The organism is Streptomyces sp. JH002 (assembly GCF_050916115.1).
Classification (GTDB): domain Bacteria; phylum Actinomycetota; class Actinomycetes; order Streptomycetales; family Streptomycetaceae; genus Streptomyces; species Streptomyces xiamenensis.
Window position 1 is genome coordinate 1,266,822 of sequence record NZ_CP087989.1, and the last position, 24,547, is coordinate 1,291,368.

The 24,547-nt window shown below is 73.2% G+C and carries 19 protein-coding genes and 1 pseudogene; 10 read left to right on the forward strand and 10 right to left on the reverse strand.

Features of this window, described 5'->3' with window-relative positions; all coding sequences use genetic code 11:
* Positions 1–83 precede the first annotated feature (83 nt).
* The 3 genes from dapF to miaA form a co-directional block, all read right to left on the reverse strand.
* Entirely contained in the window at positions 84–956 is an 873-nt protein-coding gene (gene dapF, locus H7827_RS05335; protein WP_432743068.1) for a diaminopimelate epimerase, read from the reverse strand.
* A 55-nt stretch (positions 957–1,011) separates the two neighbouring features.
* Positions 1,012–1,491 carry a hypothetical protein gene (locus H7827_RS05340; protein WP_432743070.1) on the reverse strand — a complete coding sequence of 160 codons (480 nt, stop codon included), beginning with the start codon at positions 1,489–1,491 and terminating at the stop codon, positions 1,012–1,014.
* 111 nt (positions 1,492–1,602) lie between these two features.
* A complete protein-coding gene (miaA, locus tag H7827_RS05345) occupies positions 1,603–2,553 on the reverse strand; it encodes a tRNA (adenosine(37)-N6)-dimethylallyltransferase MiaA (protein ID WP_432743072.1) in 951 nt (316 codons plus the stop codon).
* 119 nt (positions 2,554–2,672) lie between these two features.
* Between miaA and H7827_RS05350 the strand changes: the two genes are divergently transcribed.
* Positions 2,673–2,951, forward strand: coding sequence for a hypothetical protein (locus H7827_RS05350; protein ID WP_386540479.1), 279 nt, complete (start codon positions 2,673–2,675; stop codon positions 2,949–2,951).
* Between the two features lie 38 nt (positions 2,952–2,989).
* Entirely contained in the window at positions 2,990–3,214 is a 225-nt protein-coding gene (locus H7827_RS05355) for an antitoxin (protein ID WP_386540481.1), read from the forward strand.
* A gap of 68 nt (positions 3,215–3,282) precedes the next feature.
* Here the strand turns inward: H7827_RS05355 and H7827_RS05360 are convergent, their stop codons facing one another.
* Positions 3,283–4,002, reverse strand: coding sequence for a class III extradiol dioxygenase subunit B-like domain-containing protein (locus H7827_RS05360; RefSeq protein WP_432743075.1), 720 nt, complete (start codon positions 4,000–4,002; stop codon positions 3,283–3,285).
* A 327-nt stretch (positions 4,003–4,329) separates the two neighbouring features.
* The gene (miaB, locus tag H7827_RS05365) at positions 4,330–5,832 is read right to left on the reverse strand and encodes a tRNA (N6-isopentenyl adenosine(37)-C2)-methylthiotransferase MiaB (protein ID WP_030730123.1); all 1,503 of its coding nucleotides are present in this window, start codon (positions 5,830–5,832) and stop codon (positions 4,330–4,332) included.
* 116 nt (positions 5,833–5,948) lie between these two features.
* On the opposite strand from miaB, the gene H7827_RS05370 reads away from it, so the two are divergent.
* Together H7827_RS05370 and H7827_RS05375 are read left to right on the forward strand one after the other, a co-directional pair.
* Positions 5,949–6,959: a TAXI family TRAP transporter solute-binding subunit gene (locus tag H7827_RS05370; protein ID WP_386538946.1), complete on the forward strand. Its 1,011-nt coding sequence runs from the start codon at positions 5,949–5,951 to the stop codon at positions 6,957–6,959.
* A gap of 148 nt (positions 6,960–7,107) precedes the next feature.
* Entirely contained in the window at positions 7,108–10,179 is a 3,072-nt protein-coding gene (locus H7827_RS05375; RefSeq protein WP_432743078.1) for an alpha-mannosidase, read from the forward strand.
* On the opposite strand, the gene H7827_RS05380 is transcribed toward H7827_RS05375, so the two are convergent.
* Together H7827_RS05380 and H7827_RS05385 are read right to left on the reverse strand one after the other, a co-directional pair.
* Positions 10,142–11,581, reverse strand: a complete 1,440-nt coding sequence (locus tag H7827_RS05380; RefSeq protein WP_432743080.1) for a sensor histidine kinase — start codon at positions 11,579–11,581, stop codon at positions 10,142–10,144. The genes H7827_RS05375 and H7827_RS05380 overlap by 38 nt on opposite strands.
* Positions 11,582–11,596: 15 nt before the next feature.
* Complete coding sequence (locus H7827_RS05385) at positions 11,597–12,283, reverse strand: response regulator transcription factor (RefSeq protein ID WP_030730111.1); 687 nt, start codon at positions 12,281–12,283, stop codon at positions 11,597–11,599.
* A 268-nt stretch (positions 12,284–12,551) separates the two neighbouring features.
* On the opposite strand from H7827_RS05385, the gene H7827_RS05390 reads away from it, so the two are divergent.
* From H7827_RS05390 to H7827_RS05410, 5 genes are all read left to right on the forward strand, one after another.
* Positions 12,552–13,337, forward strand: coding sequence for an amino acid ABC transporter ATP-binding protein (locus H7827_RS05390; RefSeq protein ID WP_030730108.1), 786 nt, complete (start codon positions 12,552–12,554; stop codon positions 13,335–13,337).
* A gap of 61 nt (positions 13,338–13,398) precedes the next feature.
* Positions 13,399–14,235, forward strand: a complete 837-nt coding sequence (locus H7827_RS05395; protein WP_386538940.1) for a glutamate ABC transporter substrate-binding protein — start codon at positions 13,399–13,401, stop codon at positions 14,233–14,235.
* Between the two features lie 98 nt (positions 14,236–14,333).
* Positions 14,334–15,008: an amino acid ABC transporter permease gene (locus tag H7827_RS05400; protein ID WP_030730102.1), complete on the forward strand. Its 675-nt coding sequence runs from the start codon at positions 14,334–14,336 to the stop codon at positions 15,006–15,008.
* The gene (locus H7827_RS05405; protein WP_386538938.1) at positions 15,005–15,931 is read left to right on the forward strand and encodes an amino acid ABC transporter permease; all 927 of its coding nucleotides are present in this window, start codon (positions 15,005–15,007) and stop codon (positions 15,929–15,931) included. The genes H7827_RS05400 and H7827_RS05405 overlap by 4 nt, the downstream gene beginning before the upstream one ends.
* A gap of 73 nt (positions 15,932–16,004) precedes the next feature.
* Positions 16,005–17,582, forward strand: coding sequence for an FAD-dependent monooxygenase (locus H7827_RS05410; RefSeq protein ID WP_432743084.1), 1,578 nt, complete (start codon positions 16,005–16,007; stop codon positions 17,580–17,582).
* Positions 17,583–17,617: 35 nt separating this feature from the next.
* On the opposite strand, the pseudogene recX reads toward H7827_RS05410, so the two are convergent.
* From recX to H7827_RS05425, 3 genes and pseudogenes are all read right to left on the reverse strand, one after another.
* Positions 17,618–18,295, reverse strand: a pseudogene (gene recX, locus H7827_RS05415) (recombination regulator RecX); the annotation flags it as partial.
* The gene (recA, locus tag H7827_RS05420) at positions 18,229–19,374 is read right to left on the reverse strand and encodes a recombinase RecA (protein WP_432743086.1); all 1,146 of its coding nucleotides are present in this window, start codon (positions 19,372–19,374) and stop codon (positions 18,229–18,231) included. The pseudogene recX and the gene recA, both read right to left, overlap by 67 nt.
* Positions 19,375–19,551: 177 nt before the next feature.
* On the reverse strand, positions 19,552–19,746 hold the full coding sequence (locus H7827_RS05425; RefSeq protein ID WP_030730086.1) for a DUF3046 domain-containing protein: 195 nt from the start codon (positions 19,744–19,746) through the stop codon (positions 19,552–19,554).
* A 116-nt stretch (positions 19,747–19,862) separates the two neighbouring features.
* On the opposite strand from H7827_RS05425, the gene H7827_RS05430 reads away from it, so the two are divergent.
* On the forward strand, positions 19,863–24,530 hold the full coding sequence (locus H7827_RS05430; protein WP_432743088.1) for an ATP-dependent helicase: 4,668 nt from the start codon (positions 19,863–19,865) through the stop codon (positions 24,528–24,530).
* Positions 24,531–24,547: the final 17 nt, after the last annotated feature.

Sequence of the window (24,547 nt, forward strand, 5' to 3'; positions counted from 1 at the left end):
CCCCGCTTCGCACCACGGTCCGCGCGGCGGGCGCACACGGCCCGTCGCACGGCGGCCCGTCGCACGCGGGGCCCGCGCCGCGGTCAGTGGCCGGGAAGGGCCACCGTGCCCTCGGCCACGATCTCCGCCGGGCCCGTCATCGTGATGTCGCCGTCGGGGTGTTCGGTGATGTGCAGGGTGCCGCCGGGGACATCCACCGTGTACGCGGCCGGCTCGCCGTCCACCACGGGGTTCAGTCCGTCGCGCCGGGCCGTCGCCACCATCACCGCGCAGGCGCCCGTTCCGCACGAGCGGGTCTCGCCCGAGCCGCGCTCGTGCACCCGCAGCGCCACATGCCGGGGCCCGCGATCCACCACGAACTCCACGTTCGTCCCGTGCGGATACACCTCCGCCGGCCGTACCTGCGGCGGGCTCAGCAGCGGACCGGCATCCGCCAGCGCCGTCACGAACGCCACCGCGTGCGGGTTGCCCATGTCCACGTGGCGCGCGGGCCACGACCGCTCCCCGACCCGTACCGTCACGGAGTCGCCGTCGCCGCCGGGCAGCCGGGCGGCGCCCATCGACACGGTCAGCGGACCGTCCCCGGCGACCCGTACCCGCCGCACCCCGGCCCGGGTGGCGACCGGCACCTCGCCGTCCTTCACCAGCCCGGCCCGCTGCAGGTAGCGCACGAAGACCCGCACGCCGTTGCCGCACATCTCGGCGACGCTGCCGTCCGAGTTGCGGTAGTCCATGAACCACTCCGCCTCGCCCGCCAGCTCCCGCGCCTCCGGGTGGGCGGCGGAGCGCACCACCCGCAGCAGCCCGTCGCCGCCGAGCCCGGCGCGCCGGTCGCACAACCGGGCGACCTGGGCGGCGGACAGGTCCAGCACGCCGTCGGGGTCGGGAATGATCACGAAGTCGTTCTCCGTACCGTGGCCCTTGAGGAACGGTACGGACTGCCGTGCGGTGCTCATCTGCCCGATCGTATCGGCCGGGCACCGGCCCCGCGTTCCGGCTCGGCGGCGCCGCTCAGCGCAGCAGCGCCACGCGGCTGACCGCGAGCGCGGCGAGCAGGGCGAAGCCGAGCCCGTAGAGCGTGATCAGCCGCCAGTCGGGGCGGCGCCCGGAGCCCCGGACGGGCAGCCCCGGCAGGGTGTAGCCGACCCGCAGGGCCGCCATCATGCCCAGGCCGGCGGCGCTGCATCCGATGAGCAGGCCGGTCATCGCGACGACGGCGCCGCCGTCGTCGAAGGTGAAGGCGAGCGGGAACGCGAACATCAGGGAACCCAGCAGACCGAGCAGCACGATCGGCACGATCTGCAGGACGCGCAGCCGCCGGGGCGGGCGCAGTTCGCCGTAGGATTCGGCGCGGTCGCCGCTCTCTTCCGGAATGTCCTGGGGCCGCTGCGGCGCCACGGGTTCACCGGCGCGCACCGGCACCGGCTCACCCCGGTGCTGCCGGGGGATGTCTCCGGTGGTTCCGTCTGTCTCGCGAGGGCCGGCCTCCATTGCCACGTGCCCTCCCTAGCTGAACGGTATTCACGGCTGCGGCATCGCTCGATGATGGCACGGGAGGCGGCCGGGACCGGCCTCGTGGAGCGTCCCGATGCCATCACGTGATCAGGATGTGACCGTCCGTTCGAGCAGCTCCCAGGCCCGCTCCTCCAGGGGCGCGCCGGAGGCGTCCGGGGCGCCGCTCAACCAGCGCACCCGGGCGTCGCGGCGGAACCAGGTCTCCTGGCGCCGGGCGAAGCGGCGGGTGGCGCGTACCGTCTCGGCGCGCGCCTCCTCCTCGGTGCACTCGCCCGCGAGCGCCGCCAGCAGTTGCTGGTAGCCGAGCGCGCGCGAGGCCGTACGCCCCTCGCGCAGGCCGGCCTGTTCCAGGGCGCGTACCTCGTCGACCAGGCCCGCCGCCCACATGCGGTCCACCCGGGTGGTGATCCGCTCGTCCAGGGCGGGGCGGTCGGTGGTGATGCCGATCTGGAGGGCCCGGTAGTGGCCGGTCTCCTCGTCCGGTCCCGGCAGATGCGCGGTGAACGGGCGGCCGGTGATCTCGATGACCTCCAGCGCGCGCACGATCCGCCGGCCGTTGCCGGGCAGGATCGCGGCGGCGGCGGCCGGATCGGCGGCGGCGAGGCGGGTGTGCAGGACGCCGGTGCCCCGCTCGGCCAGCTCCGCCTCGAGCCGGGCCCGTACCGCCGGGTCGGTCCCCGGGAACTCCAGCTTGTCCAGCGCGCCCCTGACGTACAGCCCCGAGCCGCCCACCAGGACGGGGGTGCGGCCGGCCGCCAGCAGGCGGTCGATCTCGGCGCGGGCGAGCCGCTGGTACTCGGCGACGCTGGCGGTGACGGTGACGTCCCAGATGTCGAGCAGCCGGTGGGGCACTCCCCCGCGTTCGGCCTCGGACAGCTTGGCGGTGCCGATGTCCATGCCCTTGTACAACTGCATCGAGTCGGCGTTGATCACCTCGCCGCCCAGCCGCCGGGCGAGGGCGGTGCCCAGGTCGGACTTGCCGGCGGCGGTCGGGCCGACCACGGCGATGACCTGGGGGGTTGGGGCTGCGGTGTTCATCCGGTGCAGTCTCGCAGACCACCGGGCGACACCACGAATGAGCGACGTGACGTGATGCGGCCGGGGTCGTTTGCACCTCGGGGGCATGCCAGGGACACACGGAAGATCAGGAGCAGCTCATGGGTGTGGTCAGCAAGGTTTTCGGCCGTTTCCGCCGCCCGACGGACGAGGCGGGGCAGGCGGCCGCGACCGCGCCGGACGCCGGGACGGCGGAGACGCAGGACGCGGCACAGGCTGTGGTGGACGTGGTGGCGAGCGCGGACACCACCGGTGCCCCGGAGGCGGACCGGGACGCCGGACAGCCGGGCGCCGCGGAAGCCGTCGACATCCCGAAGCAGACAGCGGCCGACGAGGCGGCGGATAATGAGGCGGACGAGGGCGCTCGTCAGCAGCAGTAGCCAGCACGTCGAGAAAGCAGGTGGCCGGGATGGGCTTCATGGACAAGCTCAATGTCGACAAGCTGAAGCAGACGCTCAGCCAGAACCGCGACAAGGTCGAGATGGGTCTGGACAAGGCCGCCGACGCCGTGGACTCCCTGACCAAGGGCAAGTACAGCGACAAGATCGACAGCGGCGCGGACAAGGCGAAGGACGCCCTCGGCAAGCTCGGGGACGACGAGGACGGCAAGGACCAGGGCAAGGGCGCCAAGAGCGGCTCCTGATCACCGCCTTCGCGGTGCCGGTACGGAGCAGGCCCGGGACGGATGTCCCGGGCCTGCTCCGTACCCGTTCACGACCAGGTGGCGACGAAGTAGCCCACGCCGTACGGGGCCTCGTCGTACAGCAGGGCACCGCCGAGGCCCGCGCCCCGGCCCGCGCCCGCGAGCAGTTGCCAGCCCGAGCGGCCGGCGACCCGCAGTTCGCGGGCCAGCTCGGCGTCGAGCCCGTCCAGGGCCGCGATGTCGGCACGGCCCAGCGCGGCGGCGGCGTCCGCGTCGAACGCGGCGGCCCGCTCGTCGAAGGCGCCAGGGGCCTTGGGGGTACGGCACGCGCTGCCGTCGCCCATGACGAGCAGCGCGAGCCGTTCGGTGCGGGTGGCCAGCTCCGCGCCGGTGTCGGCGCAGGAACGCCGCTCCAGCGTCTCGCCGATGCCGAGCCCTTCGACGGGGGCGGCGTTCCAGCCCTGCTCGGCCAGCAGCCAGGCGGCCACGGCGAGGGAGGGCGGCAGTTCGCGGCCGTCCTCGGGTGCGGGCACGGCGGCCCGGCCGAGCCGGACGCCGAGGTCCACGCCGAAGCCGTGGAAGGAGCCGGGCGAGCCCTCCGGGTACGCTCCGCGCGCCGCGCTGAGCGCGGGCCCGACCACCACGAGCCGCGAGGGCCGGGCCGCGGCCAGCACCCCCAGCGCGTCGGCGCAGGCGGCCCGCGCGCCGTCCAGTTCCCCGGCGGCACCCCCCGCCACCTCGGGAACGAGCAACGGCGGACAGGGGCACACGGCGGCGGCGACAAGCATGCCGGTCAGCCTAGCGGCGGCGAGGAGCGCTCACCGGAGTCCCACACCAGCTCCCGCGCCGCGAACCGGCACCGGTACGAGGTCCCCATGGTCCCCGTGAGCAGTGCCGGACAGCCGCTCTCCTCACGGAAGACCTGGCGCCGTTCCATCCGGCGCGGGAACACCGGCCTGTGGCCGCGGACGAACGGCCACAGCGCCTGGATGGCTTCCTCGTGCGTTCCGTCGTGCTCGCCGACGAGCCGGGCGTCCCACCAGCGTGCCGTGCCGGTCCGGACGTTCTCCTCGACGAGCGGCCCTCACCACCGTGGCCCGTCCGCCTCGCGCGGGTCAGCAGACGCTGCACCCGCCGCCGGGCTCCGCCGCCTGAGTGGGGGCCGGGGCGCCGATCGTCGGGAGGCCCAGCATCACGCCCTGCGGCTTCGCCGCGGCCGGCGGGGCGGCGTTGCGCAGCTCCCAGGCGTCGCCCGCTCGGGTTCGCCGCACCGCGCTCGGCGGAGCCTCGGCGAGCAGGTGGTGCGGGGCGGCGTAACTGATCTCCACCGTGACCATGTCGCCGGGCCGCACCGGCTGCCCGGGCCGCGCGAAGTGCACCAGCCGGTTGTCGGGGGCGCGCCCCGACAGGCGGCGGGTCGCGTCGTCCTTGCGGCCCTCGCCCTCCGCGACGAGCACCTCCACCGTGCGGCCGACCTGCCGCTTGTTCTCCTCCCAGGAGATCTCCTCCTGGAGCGCGACCAGCCGCTCGTACCGCTCCTGGACGACGGCCTTGGGCACCTGCCCGTCCATCTCGGCGGCCGGGGTGCCCGGGCGCTTGGAGTACTGGAAGGTGAACGCCTGCGCGAACCGCGCCTGGCGCACCACGTGCAGGGTCTCCTCGAAGTCCTCGTCCGTCTCCCCGGGGAAACCGACGATGATGTCGGTGGAGATGGCGGCGTCCGGCATCGCGGCGCGCACCTTCTCGATGATGCCCAGATAGCGTTCCTGCCGGTACGAGCGGCGCATCGCCTTCAGCAGCCGCGAGGAGCCGGACTGCAGCGGCATGTGCAGCTGCGGCATCACGTTCGGGGTCTGGGCCATCGCCTCGATGACGTCGTCCGTGAAGTCGCGCGGATGCGGTGAGGTGAACCGCACCCGCTCCAGGCCCTCGATCCGGCCGCAGGCGCGCAGCAGCTTGGAGAACGCCTCGCGGTCGCCCATGTCGGAGCCGTAGGCGTTGACGTTCTGCCCGAGCAGAGTGATCTCCAGGACGCCCTCGCCGACCAGAGCCTCCACTTCCGCCAGCACATCGCCCGGCCGCCGGTCCTTCTCCTTGCCGCGCAGCGCCGGGACGATGCAGAAGGTGCAGGTGTTGTTGCAGCCGACCGACACCGACACCCACGCCGCGTACGGGCTCTCCCGCCGGGTGGGCAGGGTGGAGGGGAACGCCTCCAGCGACTCGGCGATCTCCACCTGCGCCTCGCGCTCCACGCGGGCGCGCTCCAGCAGCACCGGGAGCTTGCCGACGTTGTGCGTGCCGAAGACCACATCGACCCACGGCGCGCGGCGCGTGATGGTGTCCCGGTCCTTCTGGGCCAGGCAGCCGCCGACGGCGATCTGCATCCCGGGGCGGGCGGCCTTCTTGGGGGCCAGCTGGCCGAGGTTGCCGTACAGCCGGTTGTCGGCGTTCTCCCGGACGGCGCAGGTGTTGAAGACCACCACGTCGGCGGTCTCGGCGTCCTTCCCGGCGCGGACGTAGCCTGCCTGCTCCAGCAGCCCTGACATGCGCTCGGAGTCATGAACGTTCATCTGACAGCCGAACGTTCTGACTTCGTATGTGCGCGCGACTTCCGGCATGCGAGTGCTCAATCCAAAGAGATCCGGGACCTGATATTGCGGATCACCCAGTTTACGTGCCCCCGCCGACAGCCCGCCCTTGCCTCCGGGGGCGGACAGCGCGCAGGATCTGCCGCATGGTCTCCCTGCGCCTCCCGCCCCTGCTGCGCCGCCGTCCGGTGCCGGTCCTGCTCGGTGTCGCCGTCGTGCTCGCGCTGCTGGGGGTGGCGCTGTGGGCACCGGCCACCCGGGGCCAGGAGAGGCTGAGCGGCTCGCTGACGCTGAGCACCGGGGCGCCGAGCGGGGTGTACGCGCGGTACGGGACGCTGCTGCAGAGCCAGCTGGCCCGGGAGGCCCCGGACCTGGACATCACGCTGCGCGGCAGCGCCGGGTCGGTGGAGAACATCGAGCGGCTGGTGTCGGGGGAGGCGGACTTCGCCATCGCGACGGCGGATTCGCTCGCCTCGTACCAGGCGGCGGGCGGCGAGGGCGCGGACACGCTGCTGGCGTGCGCCCGGCTGTACGACGACTACATCCAGCTGGTGGTGCGGGCCGACTCGCCGGTGGAGAGCGCCGCCGACCTGGCGGGGCTGCGGGTCGGGGTGGGGCAGGACCAGTCCGGGGTGCAGCTGGTGACGCGCGAGCTGCTGGCGGCGGCCGGGCTCGACATGGACCGGGACATCACGGCGGTGCGGCAGGGCATCAACACCACGCCCACCATGCTGGAGGCGGGCCGGATCGATGCGTTCTTCTGGTCCGGCGGGCTGCCCACCTCCGCGGTGGAGCGGCTGGCGCGGCACTCGGACGTCCGCCTGGTGCCGCTGGGCGACCTGGTGCCGGCGCTGCGCGGCGAGGACGGCTCCTACCGCGACCACTACCGGGCCGCGGTGCTGCCGCCCGATGCCTATCCCGACATCGCCGGCAGCCAGGTGATCGACACGGTCGCGGTGGCGAATCTGCTGGTGACCACGGACCGGGTGGACGCCGCGCTGGCGGAGCAGATGACCCGGTCGGTGATCAACGGCCGGGACCGGATCGGTTCGCAGGTGCACGCGGCGCAACGCGTCGATCTGCGCACGGCGATCTACACGCAGCCGCTCCCGCTCCATCCGGGGGCGCGGGAGTACTACCGCTCGGCCAAGTCCTGAGCGCCGGCCGCTCCCCGACCGCGTCCCCCCGCCCCCTCGTGCGCGCGGCGGAAGTGATCTAGCCTCGATGGGCGCGCAGTCCTGGTAATCCCGGTAGTCCGGGAAATCCCGGTCATCCCGGTTCGACGACGAGCCTTCGGAGCCCGCCATGCATGACGACCGCAGCATTGTCGAAGACCGGCTGCGGCGCGTTCTCGATGAACGCGTCCGGCCCGCCGTCCACCGGGACCCGGTGCCGCTGACCGTGGAGCGCTGGGACGCTCCCGGCGAGCCCGTCCCCGTCGCCGAGGCGCTGGCCGCCCCGTACGCGCCGTGTGCCGGGGCCGGGGAGCGCTGGGGCCCGGCGTGGGGCACCACCTGGTTCAGGGTGACCGGCAGCGTTCCGCGGGACTGGGCGGGGCGCAGCGTGGAGGCGGTGCTGGACCTGGGCTTCGACCGCGGCATGCCGGGCTTCCAGTGCGAGGGCCTGGTGCATCTGCCCGACGGCACGGTCGTGAAGGGCCTGAACCCGGACAACTCCTGGGTGCGGCTGGCGGACTCGGCGGCCGGCGGCGAGGAGGTGGTGCTGTACGTGGAGGCGGCGGCCAACCCGATCCTGAACGATCCGCGCCCCACCCGCCAGGGCGATGTCCGCACGGCGGGCGACGAGCCGCTGTACCGGCTGGCCGCGATGGACCTGGCCGTCTTCGAACCGCAGGTCTTCGAGCTGGTGGCGGATCTGGAGGTGCTGGGCGGGCTGATGACCCAGCTGCCCGTGGAGGACGCGCGGCGCTGGGAGCTGCTGCGCACCATCGAGTCGGCGCTGGACGTCCTGGACCTGGACGATGTGCCGGGCAGCGCGGGCGCCGCACGCACCCGCCTCGCGCCGGCGCTCGCCGCCCCCGCGCACGCCTCCGCGCACCGGCTGAGCGCCGTGGGCCACGCGCACATCGACTCGGCGTGGCTGTGGCCGCTGCGCGAGACCGTGCGGAAGGTGGCGCGCACCACCGCCAACGTCGTCGCGCTGATGGACGAGCACCCGGAGTTCGTGTTCGCGATGTCCCAGGCGCAGCAGCTGGCCTGGCTCAAGGAGCACCGGCCCGAGCTGTTCGCGCGGGTGAAGAAGAAGATCGCGGCCGGCGCCTTCGTCCCGGTGGGCGGGATGTGGGTGGAGTCGGACACCAACATGGTCGGCGGCGAGGCCATGGCCCGGCAGTTCCTGTACGGGAAGCGGTTCTTCCTGGACGAGTTCGGGATCGAGACCGACGGGGTGTGGCTTCCGGACTCGTTCGGCTACACGGCGGCGATGCCGCAGCTGGTGAAGCTGTCCGGCTCCAGCTGGTTCCTGACCCAGAAGATCTCCTGGAGCCAGACGAACGCCTTCCCGCACCACACGTTCTGGTGGGAGGGCATCGACGGCACCCGGGTCTTCACCCACTTCCCGCCGATCGACACCTACAACTCCGACCTCGGGGGCGCCGAGCTGGCCCGGGCGGCGCGCAACTACCGCGAGAAGGGCCGCGGCACCCGTTCCCTGGTGCCCTTCGGGCACGGCGACGGCGGCGGCGGTCCCACCCGGCAGATGCTGGCCAGGGCCCGCCGGCTGGCCGACCTGGAGGGCTCGCCCCGGGTGCGGATCGAGGAGCCCAGCGCGTTCTTCGACGCGGCCCGGGCGGAGTACGAGGACGCCCCGGTGTGGGTGGGCGAGCTGTATCTGGAGCTGCACCGCGGCACGTACACCTCGCAGGCCAAGACCAAGCAGGGCAACCGGCGCGCCGAGTCGCTGCTGCGCGAGGCCGAGCTGTGGGCGGCCACCGCCGCACTGCGTGCGCCCGGCTACGCGTACCCGTACGAGGATCTCGAACGGCTGTGGAAGACGGTGCTGCTGCACCAGTTCCACGACATCCTGCCCGGCTCGTCCATCGCCTGGGTGCACCGCGAGGCCCGCGCGACGTACGAGCGGGTGCACGGCGAGCTGGCAGCCCTCACCGGGGCCGCCCAGCGCGCGCTGGCCGCAGACCGGGCGGACGGCGGCGGCGACGCCGTGACGGTGTTCAACGGCGCCCCGCACGCCCGCGGCGGCATCCCCGCGGGCGGCGCCGCCCCGCGCCCGCCGCGCGCCACCCCGCCCGTCACCGTGGCCGAACGCGACGGGGGCGGTTTCGTCCTGGCCAACGGCCTGCTGCGAGTGGAGATCGACCACCGGGGCCTGCTGGTCTCGGTGCGGGACGGCGACGGGGAGGGCGTGGGCCGGGAGGCCATCGCCCCGGGCCGCGCCGGCAACCTCCTCCAGCTCCACCCCGACCTGCCCAACCACTGGGACGCCTGGGACATCGACGCCTTCTACCGCCACAACACCACCGATCTCACCGGCTTCGACGAGTTCGAGCTGGCCGAGGCGGACGAGGACGCCGCCACCGTGCGGGTGGTCCGCGGCTTCGGCGCCGGCTCCGCCGTGCGGCAGCGCATCACGCTGCGCTCCGGCGCCCGCCAGGTGGATCTCGACACCGAGATCGACTGGCAGGAGAGCGAGAAGCTCCTGAAGGCCGCCTTCCCGCTGGATGTGAAGGCCGACCACTCGGCCGCCGAGACGCAGTTCGGGCACGTCTTCCGCCCCACCCACACCAACACCTCGTGGGAGGCGGCGAAGTTCGAGATCTGCGCGCACCGCTGGCTGCACGTCGGCGAGCCCGGCTGGGGCGCGGCGCTGCTGAACGACTCCACCTACGGCCACGACGTCACCCGCGAGGTGCGGGCGGACGGCGGGCAGACCACGACCGTACGGCTGTCGCTGCTGCGCGCCCCGCGCTACCCCGACCCGGAGACCGACCAGGGCACCCACCGGCTGCGGTACGCGCTGGCGCCCGGTGCGACGCTCGCCGACGCGGTACGCGAGGGGCACGCCCTGAACCTGCCCGAGCGGTCCGTCCCCGGGAACGCCACCGTCACCCCGCTGGTGAGCGTGGCACCGGAGGCACCCATCGTGGTCGAGGCCGTCAAACTGGCCGAGGACCGCAGCGGCGACGTGGTGGTGCGGCTGTACGAGTCGGGCGGCGGCCGGGCGAGCGGCCGGCTGCTGGCGGGCTTCCCGCTGGCCTCGGCGACCGCCACCGATCTGCTGGAGCGCCCCCTGACCGACGCCCCGGGCTACCCGGTGGGCCGGGACGGCGGGGTGGAGCTGACCCTGCGGCCCTTCGAGATCCTCACCCTGCGGCTGGTGCCGGCCGCCGCTGCGGGCTGACCTCGGGCGCGTGCCGGGGCACGGAGACCAGCACGCGCAGTCCGTGCGGCTGGTTGTGGGCGTAGGCGATGGTGGCGCCGCCCGCGGCCAGCAGCACGTGCACGATGGACAGGCCGAGGCCGGATCCGGAGACGTTCTGGTGGCGCCCGGCCCGCCAGAAGCGGTCGCCGATCCGCTCCAGTTCCTCGTCGTCCAGACCGCGCCCGGTGTCGGCGGTCTCGATGGTGACCCGGTCGCCCTCGGCGGTGACGGTGACGGTGACCTCGCCACCGAACGGCGTGAACTTCAGCGCGTTGTCGACCACCGCGTCCAGCGCGCTGGAGAGCGCGACCGGGTCCGCCCAGCCGGTGACCGCGCCGGCTCCCGCCTGGCGCAGCACCACCCCGCCGCGGCCCGCCACCGGCCGCCAGGAGCCGATCCGCTCGGCGACCAGCGCCGCCACATCGGTCAGTCGCAGGTCCGCGGCGGTGTGCTCGGCCAGCGCCAGGTCCAGCAGGTCATCCAGGACCCGCGCCAGCCGCTTGCCCTCGGCCTGCACGGAGGCGAACTCCGCGCTGCCCTCGGGGAGGTCGAGACCCAGCAGCTCGATGCGCAGCAGCAGGGCGGCGAGCGGGTTGCGCAGCTGGTGGGAGGCGTCGGCCACGAACGCCCGCTGCTGTTCGAGGATCTCCTCGACGTGGTCGGCCATCTCGTTGAAGGACCGCGCCAGCCGTTTGAGCTCGGGCGGCCCGCCGCCGGGCGCCACCCGGGCGGTCATCCGGCCGGTGGAGATCTCGTGGGTGGCCCGGTCCAGCACCCGCACCGGGCGCAGGATCCAGCCGGTGAGCTGGTAGGCGGCGGCCAGCGCCAGCAGCATCGCGGCGGCCAGGCCGTACCCGATGGGCAGCCAGCCGGACAGGATGCGCGAGCGCAGCGGGCCGGTCGGTGACTCGGTGACGACCACCGCGATCACATCGCCGTCGCGGATCACCGGGGAGGCGACCACCAGGGTGCGCTCGTCGTCCCACGGCCACACCTGGCCGGGGCCGCGGCTGCGGCGCCCGGCCAGCGCCTCGGCGAAGGCGTCGCCGTCCTCCTCCCCGCGCGGCGCGGCCCAGCCGTCGGGGGCCACCGCCATCGGCTCCCCGTCCCGCTGGAAGACGCCGGCCTTGATCCCGTACACCTCGTGGTAGCGCCGCAGCTCCTCCTGGAGGGTGCCCAGCGGGTCGGCGGCCCCGTCACCGTCGGGCGAGAGGCCGGCGGCGAACTGGGCGAGCGAGGCGAAGCGGGCGGTGTCGTCGATGCGGTCGACGACGACGCGCTGCTGCTCGGTGCTGGCCTGGCTGGTGGCCAGCGGGATGCCGAGTGCCAGCAGCACCGTGGCGAGCAGCACGGTGAGCAGCAGGAGGAGGCGCGAGCGCATGTCGGGGCGGGTCTCTCAGCGGGGCGGCAGGGCGAGCCGGTAGCCGACGCCGCGCACCGTCTCGACGAGTTCGGGGCGGCGCAGCTTGGAGCGCAGCGAGGCGATGTGCACCTCCAGGGTGCGGCCGGTGCCCTCCCAGCTGGTCTGCCACACGTCGGAGATGATCTGCTCCCGGCGGAAGACCACCCCGGGCCGGTGGGCCAGCAGTGCCAGCAGGTCGAACTCCTTACGGGTCAGCGCGATCCGTTCACCGTCCACGGTCACCTGGCGGGAGGCGTGCTCCAGGGTGACCGGGCCCAGGGACAGGACGCCGCCGGGGCCCTCGGCGCGCTCGGGCTCCTCGGCGGCCTTGCGGCGGCTCACGGCGTGGATGCGGGCCAGCAGCTCGCCGGTGTCGTACGGCTTGACCACGTAGTCGTCGGCGCCGATGTTCAGGCCGTGGATGCGCGAGCGCACGTCGGCGCGCGCGGTCACCATGATCACCGGGATCGAGGTGAGGCGGCGGATCCGGCCGCACACCTCGAAGCCGTCCAGGTCGGGCAGGGTGAGATCGAGCAGGACGACGTCGAAGGAGCCGTTCCGCAGCCGGGTCAGCGCGTCCTCGCCGCCCCGGGCGTGCGCCACGGAGATGCCGTGGCGGCCGAGCACCGCGATGAGGGCGGCGGCCACGTGTTCGTCGTCCTCGACCAGGAGGAGTCTCATCCCGCTCCGCGACCTCCCATCCGCTGCGCTGCCGGTGTGCTTCCTATCTGCATCCATCACGGGGGCGGACCCGGAGTCAAGGGGCTTCCGGAGAGCTGAACTGTTCCGTTATCCGGAAAACGGGGAACGCATACCGACAGCGACCGGGCGTCACCGTACGCATTCCGCGCGATCGGATCGTGATGCTCAATTTCCGCTCAACTCTGCTGACGCTGCCCCGCGTGCTGGCTAGTGTCCCTGCAACCGACGAGGACGGAGCAACCCCACGATGAGCGAGACGTCGCTGACCAAGGAACCCGAGGACGCGTCGCCTGCGACGGGAGACCTGGTCGTCCTGGACAGCGTGAACAAGCACTTCGGCGCGCTGCATGTGCTTCAGGACATCAACCTGACCATCAAGCGCGGCGAGGTCGTCGTCGTCATCGGTCCCTCCGGATCCGGCAAGTCCACGCTGTGCCGTTCCATCAACCGGCTGGAGACCATTGACGCCGGAACGATCACCATCGACGGCGATCCCCTGCCGCAGGAGGGCCGCGAGCTGGCCCGGCTGCGCGCCGATGTGGGCATGGTCTTCCAGTCCTTCAATCTGTTCGCGCACAAGACCGTGCTGCAGAACGTGATGCTCGGCCCGATCAAGGTGCGCCGCCAGGACAAGGCCGAGGTCGAGACCCGGGCCCGGGCCCTGCTCGACCGGGTGGGCGTCGGCAACCAGGCCGACAAGTACCCGGCCCAGCTCTCCGGCGGCCAGCAGCAGCGCGTGGCCATCGCGCGTGCCCTGGCGATGGAGCCGAAGGTGATGCTCTTCGACGAGCCCACCTCGGCCCTGGACCCGGAGATGATCAACGAGGTCCTCGAAGTCATGCAGCAGCTGGCTGCCGAGGGCATGACCATGGTCGTCGTCACCCATGAGATGGGCTTCGCCCGCTCCGCCGCCAACCGCGTGGTGTTCATGGCGGACGGCCGGATCGTCGAAGAGGCCGACCCCCACCAGTTCTTCGACAACCCGCGCAGCGACCGGGCCAAGGACTTCCTGTCGAAGATCCTCGCCCACTGAGCCCGGCACGCCGCACGCAACCGATACGCACAGCACGTTCGACGAAGAGGGAAGTACAACCATGAAGCTCCGCAAGGCAAGCGCGCTGGCCGCCTCCGTTCTCGCCCTGTCCCTGACCGCGACCGCCTGCGGCTCCAGCGACGACGACAACGGTGGCAGCGGTGACGGTGGGGGCGGGAAGATCACCGTCGGCATCAAGTTCGACCAGCCCGGTCTGGGTCTGAAGACCCCCGACGGCTCGTTCGCCGGTTTCGACGTGGACGTGGCCACGTATGTCGCCGGTGAGCTCGGGTACACCCCGGAGAACATCAACTTCGTCGAGTCCCCCAGCCCCGAGCGCGAGAACCTGCTCAAGCGCGGTGACGTCGACTTCATCGTCGCCACCTACTCCATCACCGACACCCGCAAGCAGGAGGTCGACTTCGCCGGCCCGTACTTCGTGGCCCACCAGGATCTGCTGATCCGTGCCGACGAGGACGTCACCAGCGAGGACGACATCAACAACCTCACGCTGTGTTCGGTCGCCGGCTCCACCCCGGCGCAGCGCATCAAGGACGAGATCGCCCCCGAAGCCGGGCTGTTCGAGCAGGCCACCTACTCCGAGTGCCTGGCGGGCCTGGAGAACGGCCAGGTCGACGCGATCACCACGGACGACGTCATCCTGGCCGGTTACGCCGCGCAGGACCAGCACCAGGGCAAGTTCAAGCTGGCCGGCCTGAACCTGTCCGACGAGTTCTACGGCATCGGTGTCCAGAAGGGCTCCGACCTGCGCGCCGACATCAACACCGCCATCCAGAAGATGATCGACGACGGCGAGTGGGACGCGGCCATCGAGAAGAACGTCGGCCCCTCGGGCTACGCCGCCGAGGGCGCCCCGGAGATCACGGAGACCAACTGAGCGTCCGGGCCACGGGGAGGGAGCGCCGCCGCTGACATCCGGCGGCGGCGCTCCGCCCCACCTCCTCATCCCACTCTCCGCCGAGACTGCGAGTTTCCGTGTTCGAATTCCTTGATCTCGAACGGTATGACCTGTTCGGGGCGTTCTGGGTAACGGTGCAGCTCACCTTCTACTCAGCCGTCGGCTCCCTCATCTGGGGAACCATCCTGGCCGGCATGCGCGTCAGCCCGGTCCCGATCATGCGTGCCTTCGGTACCGCCTACGTGCACATCTTCCGTAACACCCCTCTGACCCTGATCATCCTGGCGTGCTCCCAGGGCCTGTACTTCACCCTGAACTTCGACATGGGGGCGGGCAAGGACCTGGAGGCGCTGGGCTTCCGGCTGGCTGTCCTGGGCTTCGTCGCCTATACCGCCACCTTCGTCTGCGAGGCAGTGCGCTCCGGCATCAACACCGTTCCGGTGGGCCAGGCGGAAGCCGCCCGCGCGCTGGGGCTGAACTTCTTCCAGGTGCTGCGGCTCATCGTGCTCCCCCAGGCGTACCGCTCCGTGGTGGCGCCGCTGGCCAACGTGCTGATCGCGCTGACCAAGAACACCACGATCGCCTCCGCCATCGGGGTGGCCGAGGCCTCCGCCCTGATGAAGGCGATGATCGAGAACGAAGCCCAACTGATTCCGATCGCGGCGATCTTCGCCCTGGGATTCATCATTCTCACTCTTCCCATGGGGTTGTTCCTCGGCTGGGTGAGCAAGCGCGTGGCGGTGAAACGATGAGCGACCTCTCCGTTCTGTACGATGCCCCGGGCCCCCGCGCCCGCCGGCGCAACGTCCTGATCGCCGCCCTCTTCGTGGTCCTGCTCGCCGCGGGCGCCTGGTGGCTCTACGGGACCCTGGACGACAACGGCGAACTGGACGCACGCAAGTGGGAGCCGTTCGTCACCGACTCCCGGGTGTGGACGACCTACCTGCTTCCGGGGCTGCAGGCCACCCTGACGGCGGCCGCGCTCGCCATGGTGATCGCGCTTCCGCTGGGCGCGATCCTGGGCATCGGCCGGCTGTCGGACCACTGGTGGATCAGCAGGCCGGTCGGCGCGATCGTGGAGTTCTTCCGCGCCATCCCTGTGCTGCTGCTGATGCTGTTCGCCAACGAGGCGTACGCGATGTGGACGGACGTGGACCGCTCCGACCGGCCGATGTACGCGGTGGTCACGGGCCTGGTGCTGTACAACGCCTCGGTCCTGGCCGAGGTGGTCAAGGCCGGCATCCTGTCCCTGCCCAAGGGCCAGCGTGACGCCGCCCAGGCGATCGGCATGCGCAAGAGCCAGATGATGACCTTCGTCCTGCTGCCGCAGGCGGTCACGGTGATGCTGCCGGCGATCGTCAGCCAGCTGGTCGTCATCGTCAAGGACACCGCCCTCGGTGGCGCCCTGCTCGGCTACAGCGAGCTGATGCGCAGCGTCGGCCTGGTCAGCGCGAACTACGGCAATGTCATCGCCAGCTTCGTGGTCGTCGCGGTGATCTTCATCGTGGTGAACTTCCTGATCACCAGCTTTGCAAGCTGGCTGGAGGGCAAGCTGCGGCGCGGCAAGCGCAGCACGGGGGTGACCGTGACCGTGGATCCGGGCGCCCAGGTCGGCGGCGTCGGCGGGGGGATGGCGGTCGCTGCCCCACCTTCCGGGGACGGCGAGAAGGCCTGATCCGGCCAACCGCCGACTCCCGTACGTCAAGGCCGACTTGACGCAAGAACAACCGCTGGGTTGCATACATGATGTGCTGCCCGTGATCATTGCCGGCGCGGGCCCGATCGGGCTCGCGCTGGCGCTTGCCCTGGCCGGGCACCGTGTCCCCACCATCGTGCTCGATGGTGCCGACGGCCCCCCGCCGCCCCGCCTCGCCCGTACCTGCGTCCTCTTCCCGGACCTCGCCCACTGGGCCAGGCTGCCGGGGCTGGGCCGGGAGACCGCCGCCCTCAGCGGCTGGCACACCCGGCAGCGCGGCCGCACGGTCGCGCACCGTGCCTTCGCCGCCGGTGAGGCGCCGTTCCACCTCCCGCAGCACGCCCTGGAGGGTGCGCTGCGCGCGGCGGTCGCCGGCCAGGAGCTGATCCGTGTCCTGGCCGGGACCCGCGTCACCGCCGTGGAACAGAGCGACACCGAGGTCGTCGTCCGCAGCACCGAACTCACCGAGCAGACCCTGCGCGGCAGTTATCTGGTCGGCTGTGACGGCGCCCGTTCCACCGTGCGCAAGCTGCTGGGCATCGGTTTCCCCGGCCGCACCGCCGTCGAGCGCCACGCCGTGGCGGCGCTGCGCACCGAACTGCCGTGGCCCGGCGAGGGCGGCGTGCACCGGGGCGGCCCCGGTGGCGAGGTGACCGTCCGGCCGCTGCCGGGCCACCGCTGGCGGCTGGATTGGCCGCTGCCCGAGGAGGACGGGCTCATCACCCCGGACGCGATGCTGGAACGGGTGCACACCACCCTGGGGGGCTGGCACGACGGCGACCTGCCGCCGTACGAGCTGCTGGACGCCGGCGTCCAGGTCTGTCATCAGCGCCTGGCCCTGCGCTGGCGCTCGGGGCGGGTCTTTCTCGCCGGGGACGCCGCCCGCCTGCTGGGCGCGCTCGGCACCCAGCAGATCGCCGAGGGCCTGCGGGACGTCGAGAATCTGTCCTGGAAGCTGGCCGCCGCCTGTCATCACGCGGCGGCCGCGCATCTGCTGGACAGCTATGAGATCGAGCGTCGCGCCGCGGTCGCCGACCGGCTGCGGGCCGTGGACCAGGCGCTGCCCCTGGTACGCGGCCGGCGCGGGCTGCTCACCCGGCTCGTGCGCGGCCGGGGCAAGGGGCGGCTGCGGCTGCTCACCGACGGCCACACCGGCGACGGGGCGCTGGGCGCGCCCGGCCGTTACCCGGACTCGCCCCTGACTTTCGTCTCCCGCCGGGCCACCAGCGCCACCCCGCCCGGGTCCCCGGTGCTCGATGTGCCGGTGACCGCGCTGGACGGCACCCGCACCCGGCTGCGGCACTGCCTGGGCGGGCCACTGCTGCTGCTGCTGACCGCCCCCGGTTCGCGGGTGTGGGACGCCAAGCACTGGCTGTCGGCGGGGCTGATGCCCCGGCTGGCGGTGGCCGCCCGGGCGCTGCCGGTGCCCACCGAGTTGCTGGTCACCGAGGACTATCCGGACGCGGCGGCGCACACCCTGCTGGTGATCCGCCCCGACGGCCATCTGGCGGGGACCCTGCCCGGCGCGGACCGGGAGGAGCTGCTGGCCTTCATAGCGCGCTGGCGTGCGGAGACGCAGGCGGGGCCGGACGGCGGGACGGACGCCCGCGCGGACACCACGGTTGCCTGAGGATCCGGGCGGTCAGTGACCGGGCCGCGGCCCGGTCACTGACCGGTGGCGGGCGGCGGCCAGGCCGCGGAGTCCTCCCACCCGTCCTCCTCCTGGTGGCCCTCCGCCTCCAGGGCCTGCCGGACCACCCGCAGGGCCATCCCCTCCGGGTAGCCCTTGCGGGCCAGCATCCCGGCCAGCCGGCGCAGCCGTTTGTCCCGCTCCAGCCCGCGAGTGGCGCGCAGCTTGCGCTCGACCAGGTCGCGGGCGGTGGCCTCCTCGCGCTCACTGTCCAGCGTGCCCACGGCCTCCTCGATGACGGCCGGGTCCACCCCCTTGGTGCGCAGCTCCCGCGCCAGCGCCCGGCGGGCCAGGCCCCGGCCGTGGTGCCGGGACTCGACCCAGGCGCCGGCGAACGCGGCGTCGTCGATGAACCGCAGTTCCTCGAAGCGGTCCAGCACCTCGTCGATCACCGGGTCGGGGATCTCCCGCTTGCGCAGCGCCTCCGTCAGCTGCTGCCGGGTGCGCGGGGACCCGGTGAGCAGCCGCAGGCAGATCGCCCGTGCCCGTTCCGCCGGGTCCCGCGGCTCCCGCTCGTTCTGCGACGCCCCCGCCCCGGCCCTCGACGTGGAGGGGGCGTCGCCGCTCTCGGTGCGCCGGGTCACCGTCAGCTCTTGGCCGCGGCGGCCGCGGTCTTGGCCGTCTTGGTGGCCTTGGCCGCCGGCGCGGGCACGGTCTTCGCGGCGGCGGTGGCGGACGCCCCGGCGGCGGCCGTCTTCGCAGCGTCCTTGGCCGGCTCGGCCTCGCTCGTCTCGGTCTTCGGGCCGATGCCCAGCTTCTCCTTGATCCGCCGCTCGATCTCATTGGCGAGATCGGGGTTGTCGCGCAGGAAGTTGCGGGAGTTCTCCTTGCCCTGCCCCAGCTGGTCGCCCTCGTAGGTGTACCAGGCGCCGGACTTGCGGACGATGCCGTGCTCCACACCCATGTCCAGCAGCCCGCCCTCGCGGCTGATGCCCATGCCGTACAGGATGTCGAACTCGGCCTGCTTGAACGGCGGGGCCACCTTGTTCTTGACGACCTTGACGCGGGTGCGGTTGCCGACCGCGTCGGTGCCGTCCTTGAGGGTCTCGATCCGCCGGATGTCCAGGCGCACCGAGGCGTAGAACTTCAGCGCCCGGCCGCCCGTGGTGGTCTCCGGCGAGCCGAACATCACCCCGACCTTCTCCCGGAGCTGGTTGATGAAGATCGCGGTGGTCTTCGACTGGTGGAGCGCACCGGTGATCTTCCGCAGGGCCTGGCTCATCAGCCGGGCCTGGAGACCCACGTGCGAGTCGCCCATCTCACCCTCGATCTCGGCGCGCGGCACCAGGGCGGCCACCGAGTCGATGACGATCAGGTCCAGGGCGCCGGAGCGGATCAGCATGTCCACGATCTCCAGCGCCTGCTCGCCGTTGTCCGGCTGGGAGAGGATCAGCTGATCCACGTCCACGCCCAGCCGCTTGGCGTACTCCGGGTCCAGCGCGTGCTCGGCGTCCACGAACGCGACCGTGCCGCCCGCCTTCTGGGCGTTGGCCACCGCGTGCAGCGTGAGAGTGGTCTTGCCGGAGGACTCGGGGCCGTAGACCTCCACCACCCGCCCGCGTGGGAGACCCCCGACGCCCAGGGCCACGTCCAGGGCCGTGGAGCCGGTGGGGATGATCTCGATGGGCTCGTCAGGGCGCTCCCCCAGGCGCATCACCGCGCCCTTGCCGAACTGTCGTTCAATCTGTGCGAGAGCGGCGTCGAGCGCCTTCTCGCGGTCCGTACCTGCCATGGGAGCCACCCGGTCCGTCTGATTCGATCGCTTCACACTCACGGACGCTAGTGCCTGCCACTGACAATCGACGCCGACACCCGGCCGGGGCACCGCTCCGCACCCCCATGAGAATGGATGTTCGATTTATGTGTCAAGCGCCCCCGCCCGACCTGTGGAAAACCTCATTTCCGCAGCTCAGCGCAGGTGTGCGGGCACCTCGACCGCGGCACAGACCCCGCGCCAGACGTCTTTGACCGCCCATCCGGCGTCCAACGCCTCGTGCACCGTCCGCCCGCCCAGCTCGGACATCACATGATCCCGGGCGAACGATTCCGCGTACGCGGGCCCGAAGTTTTCCCGCATCCGCGCCCAGAATTCCGTCAACCGCATGGTTCCAGTATCCCGCCCCGCGCGGCCGGTCCCGGCGGCCCTCGCCACGGCCCCGGCCCACCGCCGCTCCCGCCGCCACCCGGCCGTTTGTCAGTGGCCGGGTGCACGATGGTCGGGTGAGCACTTCCAGCGCCCTGAGCGGATTCTCCCCGGCCACCCGCGCGTGGTTCACCGGAGCCTTCTCCGCGCCCACCCCGGCCCAGGAGGGCGCCTGGCACGCGATCGCCGCGGAATCCGACGCGCTGGTGGTCGCCCCCACCGGCTCCGGCAAGACCCTGGCCGCGTTCCTCGCCTCCCTGGACCGGCTGGCCGCCACCCCGCCCCCCGCCGACCCCCTCAAGCGCTGCCGGGTGCTGTACGTCTCCCCGCTCAAGGCCCTGGCCGTCGACGTCGAACGCAACCTGCGCAGCCCGCTGACCGGCATCCGGCAGGAATCCGTACGCCTCGGCCTGCCCGAGCCGGAGATCACGGTCGGCATCCGCTCCGGCGACACCCCGCCCACCGAACGCCGCGCCATGTCCCGCCGCCCCCCGGACATCCTGATCACCACCCCCGAGTCGCTGTTCCTGATGCTGACCTCCGCCGCCCGCGAGGCGCTCGCCGGCGTGGAAACGGTGATCCTGGACGAGGTGCACGCGGTGGCCGGCACCAAGCGCGGCGCCCACCTCGCGCTCTCCCTGGAACGGCTCGACGCCCTGCTGGAGCGCCCCGCACGCCGCATCGGGCTGTCCGCCACCGTGCGCCCCGTCGACGAGGTGGCCCGCTTCCTGTCCCCGCGCCGCCGCGCCACCATCGTGCAGCCGCCCAGCGGCAAACAGTTCCAGCTGTCCGTGGTCGTCCCCGTCCCCGACCTCGGCGAGCTCGGCGGCTCCCCCGTCCCCGACGCCCCCGGCTCCGGCGAGAAGCCCTCCATCTGGCCCTCCGTCGAGGAGCGCATCGTCGACCTGGTGCGGGCGCACCGTTCCACCATCGTCTTCGCCAACTCCCGGCGGCTGGCCGAGCGGCTGTGCAACCGGATGAACGAGATCGCCCACGAGCGCGACACCGGCACCCCGCTCCCCGAGGAACACTCCCCCGCCGACCTGATGGGCGGCTCGGGCGCCGCGAAGGGCGCCCCCGCCGTCCTCGCCCGCGCGCACCACGGCTCGGTCTCCAAGGAGCAGCGCTCCCAGATCGAGGAGGACCTCAAGGCCGGCCGGCTGCCCGCCGTCGTCGCCACCTCCTCGCTGGAACTGGGCATCGACATGGGCGCCGTCGACCTGGTCATCCAGGTGGAGTCCCCGCCCTCGGTGGCCTCCGGACTCCAGCGCGTGGGCCGCGCCGGACACCAGGTGGGCGCGGTCTCCTCCGGCGTGGTCTTCCCCAAGTACCGCGGCGACCTGGTGCAGTCGGCGGTGGTCACCGAACGGATGCGGGCCGGTGCCATCGAGGCCCTGCGCGTCCCGGCCAACCCGCTCGACGTCCTGGCCCAGCAACTGGTCGCGATGACCGCCCTGGACACCTGGGACGTGGACGAACTGCTCGCGCTGGTCCGCGGCGCCGCCCCGTTCGCCGCCCTGCCCGAATCGGCCTTCCACTCGGTCCTCGACATGCTCGCCGGCCGCTACCCCTCGGACGCCTTCGCCGAGCTGCGGCCCCGCCTGGTGTGGGACCGGGTGGCGCACACGGTCACCGGCCGCCCCGGCGCCCAGCGGCTGGCCGTGACCTCCGGCGGCACCATCCCCGACCGCGGCCTGTTCGGGGTGTTCCTGGCCGGCTCCGACCCGCGCAAGGGCGGCGGCCGGGTCGGGGAGCTGGACGAGGAGATGGTGTACGAGTCGCGGGTCGGCGACGTCTTCACCCTCGGCACCACCTCCTGGCGGATCGAGGACATCACCCGGGACCGGGTGCTGGTCACCCCGGCACCCGGGGTGCCGGGCCGGCTGCCGTTCTGGAAGGGCGACCAGCTGGGCCGCCCGCTGGAGCTCGGCCGCGCCCTCGGCGCGTTCCTGCGCGAGGTCGGCGCCCTGGAGCCCGCCGCGGCCAGGGAACGGCTGACCGCGGCCGGCCTGGACACCTGGGCGGTGGACAACGTCCTCGGCTACCTGGACGAGCAGCGCCGGGCGTGCGGGCACGTCCCCGACGACCGCACCATCGTGGTGGAGCGGTTCCGCGACGAACTGGGCGACTGGCGGGTGGTGGTGCACTCCCCCTTCGGCGCGCAGGTGCACGCCCCCTGGGCCCTCGCTCTCGGCGCCCGGCTCACCGAACGCTTCGGCGTGGACGCCCAGGTGCTGCACGCGGACGACGGCATCGTGCTGCGGCTTCCCGACATCGATCTGCTGGGCTTCGACCCGGACGGCGCCACCCCCGACACCGGTCTCGACCCCGCGCGGTACGCGGCGGACGACGGACAGCCCCCGGTCACCGCCGCCGATGTGCTCTTCGAGGCGGGCGAGGTCGATGACCTCGTCACCGAACAGGTCGGTGGCTCCGCGCTGTTCGCCGCCCGGTTCCGCGAGTGCGCGGCCCGCGCCCTGCTGCTGCCGCGCCGCGACCCCGGCCGCCGTACCCCGCTGTGGCAGCAGCGCCAGCGCGCCGCCCATCTGCTCTCGGTCGCCAGCGAGTTCGGCTCGTTCCCGATCGTCCTGGAGGCCGTGCGCGAATGCCTGCAGGACGTCTTCGACGTCCCGGGGCTCGCCGAGCTGATGCGCGACATCGCCGGCCGCCGGGTCCGCCTGGTGGAGGTCACCACCCGCGAACCCTCGCCCTTCGCCCGCTCCCTGCTGTTCGGGTACGTGGCGCAGTACCTGTACGAGGGCGACTCGCCGCTGGCCGAACGCCGCGCCGCCGCCCTCTCGCTGGACTCCCGGCTGCTGTCCGAACTGCTCGGCAAGGCGGAGCTGCGCGAGCTGATCGACCCCGGCGTCCTGGCGGAACTGGAGCGCGAACTGCGCTGGCTGACCCCGGAACGGCGGCTGAAGGACGCCGAGGCCGTCGCCGACGCACTGCGCGTCCTGGGCCCGCTGACCGACGCCGAGCTGACCGAACGCGGCGCGGAAGCGCACTGGGCCGAGCAGTTGGAGCACGCCCGCCGCGCCCTGCGGGTACGCATCGGCGGCCGCGAGCACTGGGCGGCCGTCGAGGACGCCGGACGGCTGCGGGACGCCCTGGGGGCGGCCCTCCCGGTGGGGGTGCCCGAGGCGTTCACCGAGCCGGTGCGCGATCCGCTGGGTGACCTGCTGGCCCGCCACGCCCGTACCCACGGCCCCTTCACCTCCGCGCACGCCGCCGAACGGTTCGGGCTGGGCACCGCCGTCGCCGACGGCGCGCTGCACCGGCTGGCGGCCGAGGGGCGGCTGGTCCAGGGCGAGTTCCACCCCCAGGGGCGGGGCCAGGAGTGGTGCGACGCGACGGTGCTGCGCCGGCTGCGGCGCCGCTCGCTGGCGGTGCTGCGCCAGGAGCTGGAGCCGGTGCCGCCGACCGCGCTGGCCGCCTTCCTGCCGCGCTGGCAGCACGTCGGCGACCCGTCGGGCGGCGGGGGCGGACTGCGCGGCATCGACGGACTGCTGCGCGCCGTGGAACAGCTGCAGGGCGCGCCGGTGCCCGCCTCCGCCCTGGAACGGCTGGTGCTTCCCTCCCGGGTGCCCGGGTACGGCCCGCAGCTGCTCGACGAGCTGACCACCTCCGGCGAGGTGGTCTGGGCGGGCGCCGGGGCGCTGCCCGGCAAGGACGGCTGGGTGGCGCTGTACCCGGCCGACAGCGCCCCGCTGCTGCTGCCTCCCGCGCACCCGCTGGAGCTGACCCCGATTCACCAGGCGGTGCTGTCGGCCCTGGAGGGCGGCTACGGGCTGTTCTTCCGGCAGATCGCCGACCGGGTCCACCAGGAGTGGCCCGACACACCGGAACCCGCGCTGGCCGAGGCCGTGTGGGAGCTGGCCTGGTCCGGGCGGCTGACCAATGACTCGCTGGCCCCGCTGCGGTCACTGCTGGGTTCGGGGCGCACGGCGGGGTCCACCGCCCACCGGGCCCGGCGCAGCACCCCGCGTGGCCGGTACGGCTCCCTGGCGGTGGCGGCCGGCCCCGGCCGCAGACCGCCGGCCTCCCGCGGCGGACCACCCACCGTGGCGGGCCGCTGGTCGCTGCTGCCGCCCCGGGAGAGCGATCCGACGGTCCGCGCGCACGCCCTGGCCCGTACGCTGCTCGACCGGCACGGGGTGGTGACCCGGGGCGCGGTGTCCGCCGAAGGGGTGACGGGCGGCTTCGCAGCGGCCTACCGGGTGCTGTCGGTGTTCGAGGAGAGCGGGCAGGCGCGGCGCGGCTACGTGGTGGAGGGCCTGGGCGCCGCCCAGTTCGCGATGGAGGGGGCGGTGGACCGGCTGCGGGCGATCGCCACCTCCGGGGAGCACCCGGGCCCCGGGACGGCGGGCAAGGCGGTGGTGCTGGCCGCGGCCGACCCGGCCAACGCCTACGGCGCCGCGCTGCCGTGGCCGGAGCCCCCGCAGGACGCCGGCCACAAGCCGGGCCGCAAGGCGGGCGCCCTGGTCGTCCTCGTCGACGGCGCCCTGGTGTGCTATCTGGAGCGCGGCGGCCGCTCCCTGCTCGCCTGGCGGGACGCGGACGATACGGAGGCCCTGCGGGCGGCGGCCGGGGCGCTGGCGGCAGCGGCCGGGCACGGCGCGCTGGGCACCATCACGGTGGAACGGGTCAACGGCACGGCCGTGCTGTCGGACCCCACCTGGGTGCGGCTGCTGGAGGAGGCGGGCTTCCACGCCACCCCGCGCGGATTGCGGCTACGCGGTTGAGCCGGCCGGAGGAGTGC

What these genes read in the sequence shown, in the direction of transcription:
- dapF (WP_432743068.1), bottom strand. Translation starts at nt 956, where the DNA reads ATGAGCACCGCACGGCAGTCCGTACCGTTCCTCAAGGGCCACGGTACG.
- H7827_RS05340 (WP_432743070.1), bottom strand. Translation starts at nt 1,491, where the DNA reads ATGGAGGCCGGCCCTCGCGAGACAGACGGAACCACCGGAGACATCCCC.
- miaA (WP_432743072.1), bottom strand. Translation starts at nt 2,553, where the DNA reads ATGAACACCGCAGCCCCAACCCCCCAGGTCATCGCCGTGGTCGGCCCG.
- H7827_RS05350 (WP_386540479.1), top strand. Translation starts at nt 2,673, where the DNA reads ATGGGTGTGGTCAGCAAGGTTTTCGGCCGTTTCCGCCGCCCGACGGAC.
- H7827_RS05355 (WP_386540481.1), top strand. Translation starts at nt 2,990, where the DNA reads ATGGACAAGCTCAATGTCGACAAGCTGAAGCAGACGCTCAGCCAGAAC.
- H7827_RS05360 (WP_432743075.1), bottom strand. Translation starts at nt 4,002, where the DNA reads ATGCTTGTCGCCGCCGCCGTGTGCCCCTGTCCGCCGTTGCTCGTTCCC.
- miaB (WP_030730123.1), bottom strand. Translation starts at nt 5,832, where the DNA reads ATGCCGGAAGTCGCGCGCACATACGAAGTCAGAACGTTCGGCTGTCAG.
- H7827_RS05370 (WP_386538946.1), top strand. Translation starts at nt 5,949, where the DNA reads ATGGTCTCCCTGCGCCTCCCGCCCCTGCTGCGCCGCCGTCCGGTGCCG.
- H7827_RS05375 (WP_432743078.1), top strand. Translation starts at nt 7,108, where the DNA reads ATGCATGACGACCGCAGCATTGTCGAAGACCGGCTGCGGCGCGTTCTC.
- H7827_RS05380 (WP_432743080.1), bottom strand. Translation starts at nt 11,581, where the DNA reads ATGCGCTCGCGCCTCCTCCTGCTGCTCACCGTGCTGCTCGCCACGGTG.
- H7827_RS05385 (WP_030730111.1), bottom strand. Translation starts at nt 12,283, where the DNA reads ATGAGACTCCTCCTGGTCGAGGACGACGAACACGTGGCCGCCGCCCTC.
- H7827_RS05390 (WP_030730108.1), top strand. Translation starts at nt 12,552, where the DNA reads ATGAGCGAGACGTCGCTGACCAAGGAACCCGAGGACGCGTCGCCTGCG.
- H7827_RS05395 (WP_386538940.1), top strand. Translation starts at nt 13,399, where the DNA reads ATGAAGCTCCGCAAGGCAAGCGCGCTGGCCGCCTCCGTTCTCGCCCTG.
- H7827_RS05405 (WP_386538938.1), top strand. Translation starts at nt 15,005, where the DNA reads ATGAGCGACCTCTCCGTTCTGTACGATGCCCCGGGCCCCCGCGCCCGC.
- recA (WP_432743086.1), bottom strand. Translation starts at nt 19,374, where the DNA reads ATGGCAGGTACGGACCGCGAGAAGGCGCTCGACGCCGCTCTCGCACAG.
- H7827_RS05425 (WP_030730086.1), bottom strand. Translation starts at nt 19,746, where the DNA reads ATGCGGTTGACGGAATTCTGGGCGCGGATGCGGGAAAACTTCGGGCCC.